The sequence below is a fragment of the Streptomyces sp. NBC_01433 genome, from assembly GCF_026340105.1.
Lineage (GTDB): Bacteria > Actinomycetota > Actinomycetes > Streptomycetales > Streptomycetaceae > Streptomyces.
In genome coordinates this window covers 1,535,952-1,554,085 of sequence record NZ_JAPEPM010000001.1, presented here as the reverse complement: position 1 = coordinate 1,554,085, position 18,134 = coordinate 1,535,952, and the positions used below count along the sequence as shown (strand labels likewise).

13 protein-coding genes and 1 pseudogene are annotated in these 18,134 nt (G+C 70.0%); 11 read left to right on the top strand and 3 right to left on the bottom strand.

Going from position 1 to position 18,134, the window contains the following annotated elements; all coding sequences use genetic code 11:
• The first annotated feature begins 19 nt into the window (after positions 1–19).
• From nuoE to recQ, 11 genes are all read left to right on the top strand, one after another.
• Positions 20–859 carry an NADH-quinone oxidoreductase subunit NuoE gene (gene nuoE, locus OG413_RS06865; RefSeq protein WP_266809949.1) on the top strand — a complete coding sequence of 280 codons (840 nt, stop codon included), beginning with the start codon at positions 20–22 and terminating at the stop codon, positions 857–859.
• Positions 859–2,223, top strand: a complete 1,365-nt coding sequence (gene nuoF / locus OG413_RS06860) for an NADH-quinone oxidoreductase subunit NuoF (protein WP_266803487.1) — start codon at positions 859–861, stop codon at positions 2,221–2,223. The genes nuoE and nuoF overlap by 1 nt, the downstream gene beginning before the upstream one ends.
• Positions 2,220–4,730, top strand: a complete 2,511-nt coding sequence (locus tag OG413_RS06855) for an NADH-quinone oxidoreductase subunit G (RefSeq protein WP_266803486.1) — start codon at positions 2,220–2,222, stop codon at positions 4,728–4,730. The genes nuoF and OG413_RS06855 overlap by 4 nt, the downstream gene beginning before the upstream one ends.
• On the top strand, positions 4,727–6,130 hold the full coding sequence (gene nuoH, locus OG413_RS06850) for an NADH-quinone oxidoreductase subunit NuoH (RefSeq protein ID WP_266803485.1): 1,404 nt from the start codon (positions 4,727–4,729) through the stop codon (positions 6,128–6,130). The genes OG413_RS06855 and nuoH overlap by 4 nt, the downstream gene beginning before the upstream one ends.
• Positions 6,123–6,815 (top strand): NADH-quinone oxidoreductase subunit NuoI, encoded by a 693-nt coding sequence (gene nuoI / locus OG413_RS06845; protein WP_266803484.1) that lies wholly within the window; start codon positions 6,123–6,125, stop codon positions 6,813–6,815. The genes nuoH and nuoI overlap by 8 nt, the downstream gene beginning before the upstream one ends.
• Positions 6,812–7,639, top strand: coding sequence for an NADH-quinone oxidoreductase subunit J (locus tag OG413_RS06840; protein WP_266803483.1), 828 nt, complete (start codon positions 6,812–6,814; stop codon positions 7,637–7,639). The genes nuoI and OG413_RS06840 overlap by 4 nt, the downstream gene beginning before the upstream one ends.
• On the top strand, positions 7,636–7,935 hold the full coding sequence (nuoK, locus tag OG413_RS06835; protein ID WP_073718458.1) for an NADH-quinone oxidoreductase subunit NuoK: 300 nt from the start codon (positions 7,636–7,638) through the stop codon (positions 7,933–7,935). The genes OG413_RS06840 and nuoK overlap by 4 nt, the downstream gene beginning before the upstream one ends.
• Positions 7,936–7,948: 13 nt before the next feature.
• Positions 7,949–9,844 (top strand): NADH-quinone oxidoreductase subunit L, encoded by a 1,896-nt coding sequence (gene nuoL / locus OG413_RS06830; RefSeq protein ID WP_266803482.1) that lies wholly within the window; start codon positions 7,949–7,951, stop codon positions 9,842–9,844.
• Positions 9,845–9,849: 5 nt separating this feature from the next.
• Positions 9,850–11,421: an NADH-quinone oxidoreductase subunit M gene (locus OG413_RS06825; RefSeq protein ID WP_266803481.1), complete on the top strand. Its 1,572-nt coding sequence runs from the start codon at positions 9,850–9,852 to the stop codon at positions 11,419–11,421.
• Positions 11,418–13,079 (top strand): NADH-quinone oxidoreductase subunit NuoN, encoded by a 1,662-nt coding sequence (gene nuoN / locus OG413_RS06820; RefSeq protein WP_266803480.1) that lies wholly within the window; start codon positions 11,418–11,420, stop codon positions 13,077–13,079. Before OG413_RS06825 ends, nuoN begins: the two co-directional genes overlap by 4 nt.
• Before the next feature lie 202 nt (positions 13,080–13,281).
• The gene (gene recQ, locus OG413_RS06815; protein WP_266803479.1) at positions 13,282–15,363 is read left to right on the top strand and encodes a DNA helicase RecQ; all 2,082 of its coding nucleotides are present in this window, start codon (positions 13,282–13,284) and stop codon (positions 15,361–15,363) included.
• Positions 15,364–15,403: 40 nt separating this feature from the next.
• On the opposite strand, the pseudogene OG413_RS06810 reads toward recQ, so the two are convergent.
• The 3 genes and pseudogenes from OG413_RS06810 to fahA form a co-directional block, all read right to left on the bottom strand.
• A pseudogene (locus OG413_RS06810) lies at positions 15,404–16,003 on the bottom strand (Uma2 family endonuclease); the annotation flags it as partial.
• Positions 16,004–16,126: 123 nt separating this feature from the next.
• On the bottom strand, positions 16,127–16,813 hold the full coding sequence (locus OG413_RS06805; protein ID WP_266803478.1) for a GPP34 family phosphoprotein: 687 nt from the start codon (positions 16,811–16,813) through the stop codon (positions 16,127–16,129).
• On the bottom strand, positions 16,810–18,039 hold the full coding sequence (gene fahA / locus OG413_RS06800; protein WP_266803477.1) for a fumarylacetoacetase: 1,230 nt from the start codon (positions 18,037–18,039) through the stop codon (positions 16,810–16,812). The genes OG413_RS06805 and fahA overlap by 4 nt, the downstream gene beginning before the upstream one ends.
• Between the last annotated feature and the right edge of the window lie 95 nt (positions 18,040–18,134).

Sequence of the window (18,134 nt, the reverse complement as noted above, 5' to 3'; positions counted from 1 at the left end):
CCAAGAGGTCAGTCTGGGGATGCCGCAACTCCCCGCCCCCGCCTACCCGGCCGACGTACGCGCCCGGCTCGAAGCGGACGCGAAGGAGGTGATCGCCCGCTACCCCGACAGCCGCTCCGCGCTGCTGCCGCTGCTCCACCTGGTGCAGTCCGAGGAGGGTTTCGTCTCCCGTACGGGCATGGCCCTCTGCGCCGAACTGCTCGACCTCACTACCGCCGAGGTCACCGCCGTCGCGACCTTCTACACCATGTACCGGCGCAGGCCGAGCGGCGACTACCAGGTCGGTGTCTGCACCAACACCCTGTGCGCGGTCATGGGCGGTGACGCCATCTTCGACCGGCTGAAGGACCACCTCGGTGTCGGCAACGACGAGACCACCGAGGACGGCAAGGTCACCCTCGAACACATCGAGTGCAACGCGGCCTGCGACTTCGCGCCCGTGGTGATGGTCAACTGGGAGTTCTTCGACAACCAGACGCCCGAGAGCGCGACGCGACTCGTGGACGACCTGATCGCCGGACGCACCGTCGAACCCACCCGCGGCGCCCCGCTCTGCTCGTACAAGGAGACCTCGCGCATACTGGCGGGCTTCCCCGACGAGCGCCCCGGCGCCGTCGAGGCGAGCGGCGGCGCGGGCCACGCCTCGCTGATCGGGCTCAAGCTCGCCAAGGGCGAGGCCGTCCCGGGGACCCGCGTGGTCTCACCGCGCGGCGCGGCCCCCCGCGACGCCCAGTCCCGCGACGCGCAGCCCCACGATCCTTCACCGTCCGAACACCTCAGCTCTCATGACGCACCACAGCAGACCTCGGCCTCCGACCCGGAGCACTCGGCCGGGCCGGTAGCCGAGGAGGGGGAGTGATGACCTTGGCCGCCGAGATCAACGAGAACGGGACCAGCCCCGAGAAGCTGCTCTCGCCCGTGCTCTCCGCCTTCTGGGACCAGCCGGACTCATGGACGCTGGACACCTATCTGCGCCACGACGGGTACCAGGGACTGCGCAAGGCGCTGGCCATGTCACCCGACGACCTCATCGCGTACGTCAAGGACTCAGGTCTGCGCGGACGCGGTGGCGCGGGCTTCCCCACCGGGATGAAGTGGCAGTTCATCCCGCAGGGCGACGGCAAGCCGCACTACCTCGTCGTCAACGCCGACGAATCGGAGCCCGGGACCTGCAAGGACATCCCGCTCCTCTTCGCCAACCCGCACAGCCTCATCGAGGGCATGGTGATCGCCTGTTACGCGATCCGTTCCTCGCACGCCTTCATCTACCTGCGCGGTGAAGTGGTCCCCGTACTGCGGCGCCTGCACGAGGCCGTACGCGAGGCTTACGAGGCGGGTTATCTGGGGGCGAACATCCTGGGTTCGGGGCTCGACCTGGAACTCACGGTGCACGCGGGTGCCGGTGCGTACATCTGTGGTGAGGAAACCGCGCTGCTCGACTCGCTCGAAGGACGGCGTGGCCAGCCCCGGCTGCGTCCCCCCTTCCCCGCGGTCGCCGGTCTGTACGCCTGCCCCACTGTGGTGAACAACGTCGAGTCCATCGCCTCGGTTCCCGCGATCCTGAACAGGGGCAAGGACTGGTTCAGGTCGATGGGCAGCGAGAAGTCCCCGGGCTTCACGCTGTACTCGCTCAGTGGCCATGTCACGAGCCCCGGCCAGTACGAGGCCCCGCTAGGCATCACGCTGCGTCAGCTGCTCGACATGAGCGGCGGCATCCGGGCCGGTCACCGCCTGAAGTTCTGGACCCCGGGCGGCTCCTCCACCCCGATGTTCACCGACGAACACCTCGACGTCCCCCTCGACTACGAGGGCGTCGGCGCCGCCGGATCGATGCTCGGCACCAAGGCGCTCCAGTGCTTCGACGAGACGACCTGCGTGGTCCGGGCCGTCACCCGGTGGACCGAGTTCTACGCCCACGAGTCCTGCGGCAAGTGCACACCCTGCCGCGAGGGCACGTACTGGCTCGTCCAGTTGCTCCGCGACATCGAGGCGGGCAAGGGGCAGATGTCCGACCTCGACAAGCTCAACGACATCGCCGACAACATCAACGGCAAGTCCTTCTGCGCCCTCGGCGACGGTGCCGCCTCGCCGATCTTCTCCTCGCTCCAGTACTTCCGCGAGGAGTACGAGCAGCACATCACGGGCAGGGGCTGCCCCTTCGATCCCGCCAAGTCGACCGTCTGGGCCGACGACAAGAACACTCACCGGGGGGTGAACGCATGACAGTCACCACGAGTGCGCCCTCCGGGGGCGGCGAGGCGGCTCTCCCGCCCGAGGACCTTGTCACGCTGACCATCGACGGCATCGAGATCAGCGTCCCCAAGGGCACCCTGGTCATCAGGGCCGCCGAACTCCTCGGCATCGAGATCCCGCGCTTCTGCGACCACCCCCTCCTCGACCCGGCCGGCGCCTGCCGCCAGTGCATCGTCGAGGTCGAGGGCCAGCGCAAGCCGATGGCGTCCTGCACCATCACCTGCACCGACGGCATGGTCGTCAAGTCGCAGATCACCTCGCCCGTCGCCGAGAAGGCGCAGAAGGGCGTGATGGAACTGCTGCTGATCAACCATCCGCTGGACTGCCCCGTCTGCGACAAGGGCGGCGAGTGCCCCCTGCAGAACCAGGCGATGTCGCACGGCGACAGCGACTCCCGCTTCGACGGCAAGAAGCGCACCTTCGAAAAGCCCGTCCCGATCTCCACCCAGGTGCTGCTGGACCGTGAGCGGTGCGTGCTCTGCGCGCGCTGCACCCGGTTCTCCAACCAGGTGGCGGGCGACCCGATGATCGAGCTGATCGAGCGCGGCGCGCTCCAGCAGGTCGGCACCGGGCAGGGCGACCCGTTCGAGTCGTACTTCTCCGGCAACACCATCCAGATCTGCCCGGTCGGCGCGCTGACCTCGGCGGCGTACCGATTCCGCTCCCGTCCCTTCGACCTGGTGTCGACGCCCTCGGTGTGCGAACACTGCGCGGGCGGCTGCGCGACCCGTACCGACCACCGGCGCGGGAAGGTCATGCGGCGCCTCGCGGCCAACGAGCCCGAGGTCAACGAGGAATGGCTCTGCGACAAGGGGCGGTTCGGCTTCCGGTACGCCCAGCAGCGCGACCGGCTCACCACCCCGCTCGTACGCAACGCGGACGGCGTGCTGGAACCGGCGAGCTGGCCCGAGGCGCTGGCCGCCGCGGCAGCCGGGCTCGGTGCCGCGCGGGGCCGGGCCGGAGTCCTGACCGGCGGCCGGCTGACCGTCGAGGACGCCTACGCGTACAGCAAGTTCGCCCGGGTCGCCCTCGACACCAATGACATCGACTTCCGGGCCCGGGTCCACAGCGGCGAGGAGGCCGACTTCCTGGCCGCCCGGGTCGCCGGACGCGGACGCGACCTGGACGGCGACGGGGTCACGTACACCTCGCTGGAGAAGGCCCCGGCGGTGCTGCTGGTCGGCTTCGAGTCCGAGGAGGAGGCCCCCGGCGTCTTCCTGCGGCTGCGCAAGGCGAACCGCAAGCACGGGCAGCGCACCTTCGCCCTCGCCTCGCACGCCTCACGCGGCCTGGTGAAGGCGGGCGGCACGCTGCTTCCCGCCGCCCCCGGCACCGAAACCGAATGGCTGGACGCGCTCGCGGGCGGCGTCGGGCTGGACGGCGGCGGCGCCACAGCGGCCGAGGCGCTGCGCGGCGAAGGCTCCGTGATCGTGGTGGGCGAGCGGCTGGCCGGGGTACCCGGAGCGCTGAGCGCCGCCGTACGGACCGCCGCCGCGACCGGCGCCACGCTGGTGTGGATTCCGCGCCGGGCCGGCGAGCGCGGCGCGGTGGAGGCGGGCGCGCTCCCGACCCTGCTGCCCGGCGGCCGTCCGGCCACCGACCCGCGGGCCAGGGACGAGGTGGCGGCCGTGTGGGGCGTCGCCGAACTCCCCGCCCGCCACGGCCGCGACACAGGCCAGATCGTGGCGGCCGCGGCCTCCGGCGAACTGGCCGTGCTGCTCGTCGCCGGGGTCGAGGTCGCGGACCTGCCCGACCCGGCCCGTGCCCTCGCGGCCCTGGACGAGGTCGGGTTCCTGGTCTCGCTGGAGCTGCGGCCCAGCGAGGTCACCGAGCGGGCGGACGTGGTCCTCCCGGTCGCCGCGGTCGCCGAGAAGCCCGGCACCTTCCTCAACTGGGAGGGCAGGGCGCGGCTGTTCGAGGCGGCGCTGAAGCCCGAGCAGATGCCCCGGACGCTCTGCCCGAGCGACGCCCGGGTCCTGCACATGCTGGCCGACGCGCTCGATGTGCACTTCGCGCTGCCGGACCTGAAGTCGGCCCGGCGCGAGCTGGACCGGCTCGGCGGATGGCAGGGCGCCCACGCCGAGGACCCGCGGGAGTCGGCGCTGCCGCTTCCCCGGCCCGGCGACGGCGAGGCGGTCCTCGCGGGCCACCGGATGCTGCTGGACCTGGGCCGGCTCCAGGAGGGCGACACGGCGCTGGCCGGCACCCGGCACGCGGCCGTCGCCCGGCTCTCGTCGGTCACCGCCGCCGAGTCCGGGGTGAAGGACGGCGACCTGCTCGCCGTCACCGGCCCCACCGGCACCGTCGAACTCCCGCTGAAGGTCACCGACATGCCGGACCGGGTGGTCTGGGTGCCGCTGAACTCCGTCGGGCGAGGCATCCCCGGTGACACCGGCGCACGCCCCGGCGGCCTGGTACGGATCGGCCCCGCCGCCGCACCGGGTGCTCCCGTCGTCCCATCGGAGGTACGCGCGTGACTGGCCTCGCTCCCTTCGCGACGGCACCGGGCGGTGCCGTTCTCGCCGCCGAGGATCTCTCGATGTTCGGCACCGACCCCTGGTGGCTCGTCGTCATCAAGGCGGTCTTCTGCTTCGCGTTCCTGATGGTGACCGTGCTGTTCTCCATCGTGTGGGAGCGCAAGGTCGTCGCCTGGATGCAGCTGCGCATCGGGCCGAACCGGCACGGGCCCTGGGGGATGCTCCAGTCGCTCGCCGACGGCGTCAAACTGATGCTGAAGGAAGACGTCATCGTCAAGCGGGCGGACAAGGTCGTCTATGTCCTCGCGCCGATCATCGCGGCCATCCCGGCGTTCATGGCGATCGCCGTGATCCCGTTCGGCCCGTCCGGCAACGAGGTCTCGATCTTCGGCCAGCGCACGACGATGCAGCTGACGGACCTGCCGATCGCGATGCTCTACATCCTCGCGGTCGCCTCCGTCGGCATCTACGGCATCGTGCTGGCGGGCTGGTCCTCCGGCTCGACGTACCCGCTCCTCGGCGGGCTGCGTTCCTGCGCGCAGATGATCAGCTACGAGATCGCGATGGGCGCCGCGTTCGCCTCGGTGTTCCTCTACTCCGGGTCGATGTCGACCTCGAAGATCGTGGAGGCGCAGGAGGACCGCTGGTTCATCATCCTGCTGCCGGTCTCCTTCATCATCTACATCATCACGATGGTGGGCGAGACGAACCGCGCCCCGTTCGACATGCCGGAGTCCGAGGGCGACCTCGTCGGCGGGTTCAACACCGAGTACTCGTCCATCAAGTTCGCGATGTTCATGCTCGCCGAGTACGTCAACATGGTCACCGTCTCCGCGGTCTCCGTGACCCTGTTCCTCGGCGGCTGGCGGGCTCCCTACCCGGTCAGCACGTTCTGGGAGGGCGCGAACCACGGCTGGTGGCCGATGCTCTGGTTCATCATCAAGGTCCAGCTGCTGCTGTTCTTCTTCATCTGGCTGCGCGGCACGCTGCCCCGTGTCCGCTACGACCAGCTGATGAAGCTCGGCTGGAAGGTGCTGATCCCGGTCTCCGTGGTCTGGCTGATGCTCGTCGCCACGGTCCGCGCGCTGCGCAACGAGGGCTACGACTTCTCCCGGATCGTGCTGTACGTCGCCGGGGCCGTGATCGCGATCCTGCTGATCTCCTTCGTCGTCGACATGTTCCGGGACCGCCAGGCCAAGGCCGAGGAGGCGGCGGCCGGACCGGAGCCCGCGTTCGACCCGATGGCGGGCGGATTCCCGGTGCCTCCGCTGCCCGGACAGGCCTTGCCGACCGTGCCGCGCCGCCGTCCACGACGCGAGCGGGAGCTCGTTGTCAGTGGTGGGCCGGATACTCAGAGTGACGGAAATTCGAGTGACGGAAAGGAGGCTGACGGTGTCTGAGTCATCAGAGCCCAGGGGATCGAGTGAGTCCTCGGGATCCACGGGATCCACGGGGTCCACGGGGGACAAGTTCCAGAATCCTGTGGCCGGCTTCGGCGTGACCTTCAAGGCCATGTTCAAGAAGCGGCTGACCGAGCAGTATCCGGAAACGCCGAAGGTCACGGCGCCCCGCTTCCACGGCCGCCACCAGCTCAACCGTCATCCGGACGGCCTGGAGAAGTGCATCGGCTGCGAGCTGTGCGCCTGGGCGTGTCCGGCCGACGCCATCTACGTGGAGGGCGCGGACAACAAGGAGGAGGAGCGCTACTCCCCCGGGGAGCGCTACGGCCGCGTCTACCAGATCAACTACGCGCGCTGCATCCTCTGCGGACTCTGCATCGAGGCCTGCCCGACCAGGGCCCTGACGATGACGAACGAGTTCGAGCTCGCCAACACCACCCGCGAGAGCCTCATCTACACCAAGGACGAGCTGCTCGCGGGGCTGGAGGAAGGCATGGTCGACAGCCCGCACGCGATCTTCCCGGGCATGGACGAACAGGACTACTACCGGGGCCTGGTGACCGAAGCCGCCCCTGGTACGGAGCGTCAGACCGCCGTCTCCAAGGGCGAGGGCGAGAAGGACGCGGCAGAGAAGGACGGGGCCGAGGGCGAGAAGGCCCGGCGGGACAAGGAGGTGGACGCATGACCGGCCTGGCCGCAGCGGCCTCCATCACCTCGACCGGCGAGGCCGTCCAGTTCTGGGTACTGGGCACCGTCGCCGTGATCGGCGCGCTGTCCACCGTCCTGATGAGGAGGGCCGTCCACAGCGCCCTGTCGCTCGCCGGGACCATGATCGTCCTGGCGGTCTTCTACCTCGCCAACGGCGCGTACTTCCTGGGCATCGTCCAGATCGTCGTCTACACCGGCGCGATCATGATGCTGTTCCTCTTCGTGGTCATGCTCGTCGGCGTCACGGCCGCGGACTCGCTGAAGGAAACCCTCAAGGGGCAGCGCTGGCTGGCCGCGGGCTGCGGCCTCGGCTTCGGCGTCCTGCTCATCGCGGGGATCGGCAACGCCTCCTTGAACAGCTTCACCGGGCTCGGCACCGCCAACGCCAAGTACGGCGGAAACGTCGAGGGGCTCGCCAACCTGATCTTCACCAAGTACGTCTTCGCGTTCGAGATCACCGGCGCCCTGCTGATCACCGCGACCGTCGGCGCGATGGTGCTCACCCACCGCGAGCGCACCGAACGGGCCAAGACCCAGCGGGAGATGTCCGAGGAGCGCGTGCGCGGCGGTCAGCTTCCGCCGCTGCCCGCCCCCGGCGTCTACGCCCGGCACAACGCGGTGGACATCGCCGGCCTGCTGCCGGACGGCACCCCGTCCGAGCTCACCGTCATGGGGACGCTGCGCGAGCGCGGCCAGATCCGTGATGTGTCGCACGAGGCGCTCGCCGACCTCAAGGCGCTGGAACAGCGCTCGGAGGAACGGCTCGGCCGTGACAACGAAGAAGAGGAGGTCGCCAAGTGAATCCGGTCAACTACCTCTATCTTGCGGCCCTGTTGTTCACCATCGGCGCGTCCGGGGTGCTGATCAGGCGGAACGCGATCGTGGTGTTCATGTGTGTGGAGCTGATGCTCAACGCGTGCAACCTCGCGTTCGTCACGTTCTCCCGGATGCACGGCAATCTCGACGGGCAGATCGTCGCGTTCTTCACGATGGTCGTCGCCGCCGCGGAAGTCGTCGTCGGGCTCGCGATCATCGTGTCGCTGTTCCGCTCCCGCCACTCGGCCTCGGTCGACGACGCCAGCCTGATGAAGCTGTAAGGGGTCGGAAATCGTGGAGAACCTGATTGCGCTGCTCGTCGCGGCGCCTCTGCTCGGAGCGGCGGTCCTGCTGTGCGGCGGCCGTCGGCTGGACCGGGCCGGACACTGGCTCGGCACCGTGCTCGCCGCCGCCTCGTTCGTCGTGGGAGTCGTACTCTTCCTCGACATGCTGGGCAAGGGGGCCGAGGACCGGGCCCTGCACCAGCACCTGTTCAGCTGGATTCCCGTCGAGGGCTTCCAGGCGGACATCGCCTTCCAGCTCGACCAGCTGTCGATGACCTTCGTGCTGCTGATCACCGGTGTGGGCACACTGATCCACATCTACTCCATCGGCTACATGGAGCACGACGAGCGCCGACGCCGCTTCTTCGGCTATCTGAACCTGTTCCTCGCGGCGATGCTCGTGCTGGTCATCGCCGACAACTACCTGCTGCTGTACGTCGGGTGGGAGGGCGTCGGTCTGGCGTCGTACCTGCTGATCGGCTTCTGGCAGCACAAGCCCACCGCGGCCACCGCCGCGAAGAAGGCCTTCCTGGTCAACCGGGTCGGCGACATGGGCCTGTCGATCGCCATCATGCTGATGTTCACCACCTTCGGCACCTTCGCCTTCGGGCCGGTGCTGGGGGCGACCGGCGAGACGAGCCAGGGCAAGCTGACGGCCATCGGCCTGCTGCTGCTGCTCGCCGCCTGCGGCAAGTCGGCCCAGGTGCCGCTTCAGTCCTGGCTCGGTGACGCGATGGAGGGCCCGACCCCGGTCTCCGCCCTCATCCACGCCGCCACCATGGTGACCGCGGGCGTCTATCTCATCGTCAGGTCCGGCGCGATCTTCAACGCCGCCCCGGACGCCCAGATGGTCGTCGTGATCGTCGGAGCGGTCACGCTCCTGTTCGGTGCGATCGTCGGTTGCGCGAAGGACGACATCAAGAAGGCCCTCGCCGGGTCGACGATGTCCCAGATCGGCTACATGATCCTGGCCGCGGGCCTCGGCCCCATCGGCTACGTCTTCGCGATCATGCACCTGGTGACGCACGGCTTCTTCAAGGCCGGGCTCTTCCTCGGTGCCGGTTCGGTCATGCACGGCATGAACGACGAGGTCGACATGCGCAAGTACGGCGGCCTGCGGAAGTACATGCCGGTCACCTTCATCACCTTCGGCCTCGGCTATCTCGCGATCATCGGTTTCCCCGGTCTGTCCGGCTTCTTCTCCAAGGACAAGATCATCGAGGCGGCCTTCGCCAAGGGCGGCACCGAGGGCTGGATCCTCGGCTCCGTCGCCCTGCTGGGCGCCGCGATCACCGCGTTCTACATGACGCGGGTGATGCTGATGACGTTCTTCGGCGAGAAGCGCTGGCAGCCCGACGCCGAGGGGCACGAGCCGCACCCGCACGAGTCCCCGAAGTCGATGACGATCCCCATGATCGTGCTGGCCTTCGGTTCGGTCTTCGCCGGTGGCTTCTTCTCCATCGGCGACCGGTTCATGCACTGGCTGGAGCCCGTCACCGGACACGACCACGGCGATGCCCCGGTCAGCGCGACCACCGTCACCGCCGCCACCATGGTGGTGCTCGTCATCGGTGTCGCCATCGCCTGGCTGAAGTACGGGCGCAAGCCCGTCCCCGTCGTCGCCCCGCGCGGCTCGCTGCTCACCCGGGCCGCCCGCCGTGACCTTCTCCAGGACGACTTCAACCATGTGGTCCTGGTCCGCGGCGGCGAGCACCTCACCCGCTCCCTGGTCTACGTCGACCACACCCTGGTCGACGGCGTCGTCAACGGCACGGCGGCCTCGGTCGGCGGGCTCTCCGGCCGACTGCGCAAGCTGCAGAACGGCTACGCCCGCTCCTACGCGGTTTCGATGTTCGGCGGTACGGCCGTGGTCATCGCCGCAACCCTGCTGATGAGGGCGGTCTGATCACCATGTCCTTTCCCCTCCTGACAGCGACGGCCGCGCTCCCGGCGATCGGCGCGATCGTCACCGCCGCCGTCCCGGCCGCGCGGCGCACCGCGGCCAAATGGCTCGCGCTGCTCTTCTCCCTCGGCACGCTCGTCCTGGCGGGCATCGTCTTCGCCCGCTTCGAGCCCGGCGGCGACCGCTACCAGCTCACCGAATCGCACTCCTGGATCGCCGACTTCGGGGTTCGCTACGAGCTGGGCGTGGACGGCATCGGGGTGGCGCTCCTCGCGCTCACCGCCCTGCTGATCCCGTTCGTCATCGTGGCGGGCTGGCACGACGCCGACCCTCTGGAGACGAAGTCCTCGCGCTGGCGGCCCACCCAGGGCTTCTTCGCCCTGATCCTGATGGTCGAAGCGATGGTGATCCTCTCCTTCGAGGCCACCGACGTCTTCCTCTTCTACATCCTGTTCGAAGCCATGCTCATCCCGATGTACTTCCTCATCGGCGGCTTCGGGGACCGGGCCCACTCCGGCAGCGACGAGAACGCGGCGACGCAACGCTCGTACGCCGCCGTGAAGTTCCTCCTCTACAACCTGGCCGGCGGCCTGATCATGCTGGCCGCCGTCATCGGCCTGTACGTCGTCGCGGGGAGCTTCTCGCTCGCCGAGATCGCCGAGGCGCGGGCCAACGGGTCGCTGGAGATGGCGACCAGCACCGAGCGGTGGCTGTTCCTCGGGTTCTTCTTCGCCTTCGCGGTGAAGGCCCCACTGTGGCCGCTGCACACCTGGCTGCCCAACGCCATGGGGGAGGCCACGGCACCGGTCGCCGTGCTGATCACCGCGATCGTCGACAAGGTCGGCACGTTCGCGATGCTCCGCTTCTGCCTCCAGCTCTTCCCGGAGGCCAGCAAGTGGGCGACGCCCGTCGTCCTCGTCCTGGCGCTGATCTCCATCGTGTACGGGGCGCTGCTCGCGGTCGGCCAGCGGGACATCAAGCGGCTGATCGCCTACGCCTCGATCTCGCACTTCGGCTTCATCATCCTGGGCATCTTCGCGATGACCAGCCAGGGCCAGTCGGGCGCCACGCTCTACATGGTCAACCACGGCATCTCGACGGCCGCGCTGCTGCTGGTCGCCGGATTCCTGATCACCCGGCGCGGTTCGCGGCTCATCGAGGACTACGGAGGGGTGCAGAAGGTGGCACCCGTGCTGGCCGGGACCTTCCTGATCGGCGGCCTGGCCACGCTCTCGCTGCCCGGCCTCGCGCCGTTCGTCAGCGAATTCCTGGTGCTGGTCGGCACGTTCAGCGCGTACCCGGTGGCGGGCATCATCGCCACCTCCGGCATCGTGCTCGCCGCGCTCTATGTCCTCGTCCTCTACCAGCGGACGATGACCGGCCCGGTGAAGGCCTCGGTCCGGGGGATGCCGGACCTCAAGGCCCGGGAGCTGGTGGTGGCACTCCCGCTGATCGCGCTGCTGATCTTCCTGGGGGTCTTCCCGAAGCCGCTCACCGAGGTCGTCAACCCCGCGGTGCAGCACACCATGAATGACGTACAGAAGAAGGACCCCCAGCCCGAGGTGGAGGCCGCCAAGTGAGCGCAACAGCTGTCCACAGCCTGTGGACGACGGCGGGCGGGTGGGCGACGGCCGCCCCGGGCCAGAAGTTCGAGGCGCCGAACATCGAGTACGGCCAACTCGCGCCCGTACTGATCGTGATCGGCGCCGCCGTTCTCGGCATCCTGGTGGAGGCATTCGTCCCGCGCCGGGCCCGCTACCACACGCAGGTCTTCCTGACCGTCGTGGCACTCGCCGCCTCGTTCGCGGCGGTCCTCGCCCTGGCGGCCGACGGGTACGCCTCCGATCCGCACCTCGCCGCGATGAAGGCCATCGCGATCGACGGCCCCACGCTGTTCCTCCAGGGCACCATCCTGCTCGTCTCGGTGGTGTCGGTCTTCACCTTCGCCGAGCGGCGCCTGGACCCCGAGTCGCACGGCAACCGGGTCGACTCCTTCGTCGCCCAGGCCGGTTCCGTCCCGGGCAGCGACAGCGAGAAGGCCGCGGTCAGGGCCGGATTCACCACGACCGAGGTCTTCCCGCTGGTCCTCTTCTGCATCGCGGGCATGCTGGTCTTCCCGGCCGCCAACGATCTGCTGACCCTCTTCATCGCGCTCGAAGTCTTCTCGCTCCCGCTCTACCTCCTGTGCGCCCTCGCCCGCCGCAAGCGGCTGATGTCGCAGGAGGCCGCGGTGAAGTACTTCCTGCTCGGCGCGTTCTCCTCGGCGTTCTTCCTCTTCGGGATCGCCCTGCTGTACGGGTACGCGGGCTCACTCTCGTACGCCCAGATCGCCAATGTGGTCGACGGCTCCGTCATCGAGATCGACCCGGCGCTCGCCGACACCATGGGCAACGACGCGCTGCTGCTCATCGGCGGCGCGATGGTCCTGACCGGGCTGCTCTTCAAGGTCGGCGCGGTCCCGTTCCACATGTGGACCCCGGACGTCTACCAGGGCGCGCCGACCCCGGTCACCGGCTTCATGGCCGCGGCCACCAAGGTCGCCGCGTTCGGTGCGATGCTGCGGCTGCTGTACGTGGTGCTGCCGGGGCTCACCTGGGACTGGCGCCCGGTGATGTGGGGCGTGGCCATCGTCACGATGCTGGGCGGGGCGATCGTCGCGATCACCCAGACCGACATCAAGCGGATGCTGGCCTACTCCTCCGTCGCGCACGCGGGCTTCATCCTCTCGGGGGTCATCGCGACCAACCCGAACGGCATCTCCTCGGTCCTCTTCTACCTGGCCGCGTACTCCTTCGTGACGGTCGGCGCGTTCGCCGTCGTCACGCTGGTGCGCGACGCGGGCGGCGAGGCCACGCACCTGTCCAAGTGGGCCGGACTCGGCCGGCGCTCGCCGCTGGTCGCCGCGGTCTTCGCGGTGTTCCTGCTGGCCTTCGCCGGTATCCCGCTGACCTCGGGCTTCTCCGGGAAGTTCGCGGTCTTCAAGGCGGCGGCGGAGGGCGGCGCGGGCGCCCTGGTCGTGGTCGGTGTGATCTCCTCGGCCATCGCCGCGTTCTTCTACATCCGGGTCATCGTCCTGATGTTCTTCAGCGAGCCGAAGGTGGACGGCCCGACGGTCGCCGTCCCGTCCCCGCTGACGATGACGACGATCGCCGTCGGTGTCGCGGTCACCGTGGTGCTGGGCCTGGCCCCGCAGTACTTCCTGGACCTGGCGGGTCAGGCGGGAGTGTTCGCGCGGTAGCCGCACCGCGGCACGCGCCACGGCATCGCACCACGCCACCGTGGCGCCGACACCGTCCGCCGGGCGGGCCCGATCTCCGGGCCCGTCCGGCGTTGTCATCGGTGGCGCTTATCGTGGCAGGAGACGGTGAAGCGGTGAGACGGTGCGGAACAGAGCGGGACGGACCCCGGGGGACAGAGCGATGAGCGGGACGGGCGTAACCATGGATGTGACCGAGAGCGATGCGCAGCGGACACTGCATCGCGTATTCGGGTACGAGTCGTTCCGCGGCGAGCAGGGTGCCGTCATCGAGCATGTGGTGGCGGGCGGTGACGCCGTCGTGCTCATGCCGACCGGTGGCGGCAAGTCCCTCTGCTACCAGATCCCGGCCCTGGTCAGGCCCGGCACCGGCATCGTCGTCTCGCCGCTGATCGCCCTCATGCAGGACCAGGTGGACGCCCTGCGGGCGCTCGGGGTGCGGGCCGGCTTCGTCAACTCCACGCAGGACTTCGACGAGCGGCGCTCGATGGAGGCGCAGTTCCTCGCGGGCGAGCTCGACCTGCTGTATCTGGCACCGGAGCGGCTGCGCCTGGACTCCACGCTCTCGCTGCTCGCCCGGGGCGAGATCTCGGTCTTCGCGATCGACGAGGCGCACTGCGTGGCCCAGTGGGGCCACGACTTCCGCCCGGACTACCTGGCCCTGTCCGTGCTGGGCGAGCGCTGGCCCGACGTCCCGCGGATCGCGCTGACGGCCACGGCGACCGACGCCACGCACCGGGAGATCACCCAGCGCCTGGGGATGCCCGACGCGAAGCACTTCATCGCCAGCTTCGACCGGCCCAACATCCAGTACCGGGTCGTGCCGAAGGCCGACCCGAAGAAGCAGCTGCTGACGTTCCTGAAGGAGGAACACGACGGGGACGCGGGCATCGTCTACTGCCTCTCGCGCAACTCGACCGAGAAGACCGCCGAGTACCTCTGCCGCAACGGCATCGAGGCCGTGGCGTACCACGCGGGACTGGACGCCGGGACGCGCGCCGTCAACCAGGCGCGCTTCCTCCGCGAGGAGGGCCTGGTCGTCGTCGCGACCATCGCCTTCGGCATGGGCATCGACAAGCCGGACGTCCGCTTCGTCGCCCACCTCGACCTGCCGAAGTCCGTCGAGGGCTATTACCAGGAGACCGGCCGCGCGGGCCGTGACGGTGCGCCGTCCACGGCGTGGATGGCCTACGGCCTCCAGGACGTCGTCCAGCAGCGCAAGCTCATCCAGGGCGGGGAGGGCGACGAGGCGTTCCGCCGCCGGGCGGCCTCCCACCTGGACTCGATGCTGGCCCTGTGCGAGACGGTGCAGTGCCGCCGGGCCCAGCTGCTGACGTACTTCGGCCAGGAGCCCACGGCGGAGTCCTGCGGCAACTGCGACACCTGCCTCACCCCGCCCGAGACCTGGGACGGCACGGTGGTCGCGCAGAAGCTGCTGTCGACCGTGGTGCGGCTGAAGCGGGAGCGCGGGCAGAAGTTCGGCGCGGGCCAGATCATCGACATCCTGCTGGGCCGCAAGACCGCGAAGATCATCCAGTTCGACCACGACCAGCTGTCCGTCTTCGGTATCGGCGAGGAGCTGGCCGAGGCCGAATGGCGCGGTGTGGTGCGCCAGCTGCTGGCCCAGGGGCTGCTCGCCGTCGAGGGCGAGTACGGCACGCTGGTGCTCACCGAGGAGAGCGGTACGGTGCTCGGCCGGGAGCGCGAGGTGCTGCTGCGCAAGGAGCCCAAGAAGCCCACGTCCCGGTCCACGAAGAGCGAGCGCACCTCGAAGGCGGCGGCCGCCGTCGCGGAGCTGCCCGAGTCGGCCGTCCCGGTCTTCGAGGCGCTGCGCGCCTGGCGCGGCGCGACGGCGAAGGAGCAGGGCGTCCCGGCGTACGTCATCTTCCACGACGCGACGCTGCGGGAGATCGCCGTGCTGCGCCCGGGTTCGTCGGCGGAGCTGGGCGGCATCAGCGGCCTCGGCGAGAAGAAGCTGGCGACGTACGGGGAAGGCGTGCTGGCCGTGCTCGCGGAGCTGGGCCCGGCGCCGGACCAGCCCGAGACCGTGCCCCCGGCCGCGGTACCGGCCCCGGCTCCGGCACCTGCTGCGGTACGGACCCCGGCTCCCGCACCGGCCGCGGTACCGGCCCCGGCTCCCGCACGGACCCGGGCCGCCGCGCCTGCGGCCCGTCCGTCCGTGGCCCGTCCGTCAGCTGCCCGCCCGTCCGCCCCGGACAGCGATGCGGAGTTCGGCTGGGACGAGGAACCGCCCGAGTACGAGTGAGTACCGGGCGGTGACGGGAGGGCGGTGGGACCCAACCCAGGTCCGCCGCCCGGTGGCGAGGCGTGATCGCCGTGAGGTCCAGGTCGACGGGGAACGGCACCGACACCTTCATCCGGTCGTGGAAGATCCCCGTCGAGGTGTAGGCGCCGGTGGCCGGCTCCCGCTCGAAGACGTAGACCACGGCCCGGCCGTCGTGGTTCTCGACCCGCCAGTAGTGGGGGATGGCCGCGCGGGCGTATTTCACGGGCTTGGTCTCCCGGTCGCGGGTCAGGGACTCGTCGGAGACGACTTCGATCGCCAGCAACACGGCTTCGGCGGGGAACCGTGTCTGCTCCAGGCTTTCGACCGCGTCCCCGCGCACGACGACGACATCGGGCTCGGGCCTGTTCTGCCGGTCGATGTCGATGGTGAACCGGCTCACGACCTCCAGTTCGGGCGGAGCCAGAGACTGCAACTGCCAGTCGAAGAAGTCGACCGCCCGCGAATGGAACACGGTCTGGGGGCCGACGAAGACCAGGCTCCCGTCGATCAGCTCCGTGTGCGGAGGCAGATTCGGGAGTGTGTCCAGGTCATCGGCGGTCCAGCCGCCCTCGGGCGGGACCGCCCACCGTGGCTCGGGGGCCACGGGGTCGACGCTCATCGATGCTCCCGTGGGACGGAGTCTCGCGGGTCCGATCAGCGCATCCGCCGGGAACCGGATGCGACTCCCCCGAACGTGTGAGCGTCTCGCGCACCGCTGACCACCGGCCCCGCGGGACAGCCCTCAGTCGCCTCCGCCGCCCCCGCCGCTCCCTCCGCCGTCCCCGCCGCCGCTCCGGTTCGACCTGTCCTGGCTGACGTTGCGGTGCACCGCGTGCGCGGCCCACTCCTCGCGGCGCAGCGTCCTCATCGCCGCCCGTCCGCGGCGGCCGTCCGCGGTCATCTCCGTTGCCAGCCCGGTCGCCGAGAGCAGTGCGGCCAGGAGTCGGTCGCGGCGGTCGGGGAAGCCGGCCCGTTCGGCGGCGGTGAAACGGTCCCGTATCCGCTCGGCGTCGTCCCCGGGGCCCGCCGGGTGGCGGTGGTAGGGGAACAGGCCGAGGAAGCGGCGGGTCTCCCTGCGCAGGGTGCCGCGCTCCACCAGGGAGTCCAGATACAGCCCCCCGGTCTGCCGGGCGGTCTGCCGGATCCAGCGTTTCGCGGACACACCCGAGCCGAATGTGCTCTTCCCCGGTGCGGGCAGGCTGCGCAGGAAGACGGCCAGCAGTGGATCGGCCGGGTCCAGCGGGTTCGCCACCAGCACCCGGCCGTGCTGTTCGGTGATGCGGCCCTGGAGCTCCAGCTCGGCCAGGACCGCCCCCGCCATCCCGTACTCCAGGAAGCGGGCCCGGCACAGGGGCTTGCCCCGCTGCGGGTCCAGGGCGAGCAGCAGCAGTTCCTCGGGGAGCGTCGGCCCGGGTGTGTCCTGGGTCATGGCGCGGGAACGATCCGGCCGGTCACTTCGCCGAGGCCGACGCGCGTCCCGTCCGGGCCCGGGGCCCAGGCCGTCAGCGTCACCGTGTCGCCGTCCTCCAGGAACGTCCGCTTGCCGTCGGGGAGGTCCAGCGGGTCGCGGCCGTTCCAGGTGAGTTCGAGCAGGGAGCCGCGCTGGCCCGGCTCGGCGCCGCTGACCGTGCCGGAGCCGTACAGATCGCCGGTGCGCAGCGACGCTCCGTTCACCGTCATCTGCGCCAACTGCTGGGCCGCCGTCCAGTACATGGTGGAGAACGGCGGCTCGGCCACCACCTGGCCGTTGATCGCGACGGAGATCCGCAGGTCGATGCCGCCCGGCTCCTCCTCCCGCGCGTCGTCGAGGTAGGGCAGCAGCGGGAAGTCGCGGGCGGGCGGTGCGGTGCGGGCCGCGTCCAGGGCCTCCAGCGGAGTCACCCACGGCGATACGGAGGTGGCGAAGGACTTGCCGAGGAACGGGCCCAGCGGCACGTACTCCCAGGCCTGGATGTCGCGCGCCGACCAGTCGTTGAGCAGGGAGAGCCCGAAGACGTGCTCGCGGAAGTCGCCGAGCGCGACCGGGGTGCCCTGCTCGGAGGGGACGCCCACGACGAAACCGACCTCGGCCTCGATGTCCAGTTTCACCGAGGGGCCGAAGACCGGTGCCGGATCGGAGGGGGCCTTGCGCTGGCCGGAGGGCCGCACCACATCCGTACCGGAGACGACGACCGTGCCGGCCCGTCCGTGGTAACCGATCGGCAGGTGCTTCCAGTTGGGCGTCAGTGCGGCACCGTCCGGGCGGAAGATCCGGCCGACGTTGGTGGCGTGGTGCTCGCTCGCGTAGAAGTCGACGTAGTCCGCCACCTCGTAGGGCAGGTGCAGCGTCACCGCGTCGACGGGGTGCAGCAGCGGCTCGATGTCCGCGCGGTGGGCCGGGACCGTCAACCAGGCGGTGAGCGCCCGGCGGACGTCGCGCCAGGCGGTGCGCCCGGCCGAGAGCAGCGGCGTCAGGCTGGGCCGGTCCAGCAGTCCGGCGTAGGGCGAGCCGAGCGCGTGGGCGGCGGCTCCGGCGTCCAGTACATGGTCGCCGATGCGGACGCCGACCCGGCGGTCGTCGGGGTGGCCGGGGGTGGAGAACACTCCGTACGGAAGGTTGTGCGGGCCGAAGGGATCGCCCTCGGCCAGATCGAGCGGGCTGCTCTGCTCGGACATGTGTTGCTGCCTCGCTTTCCAGGTCGCTTGGGGGACACGTTACGTCGGTCCCCCTACCCCGCGGCAGTGCCCCAACTATGCGCAATGCCCGGAAA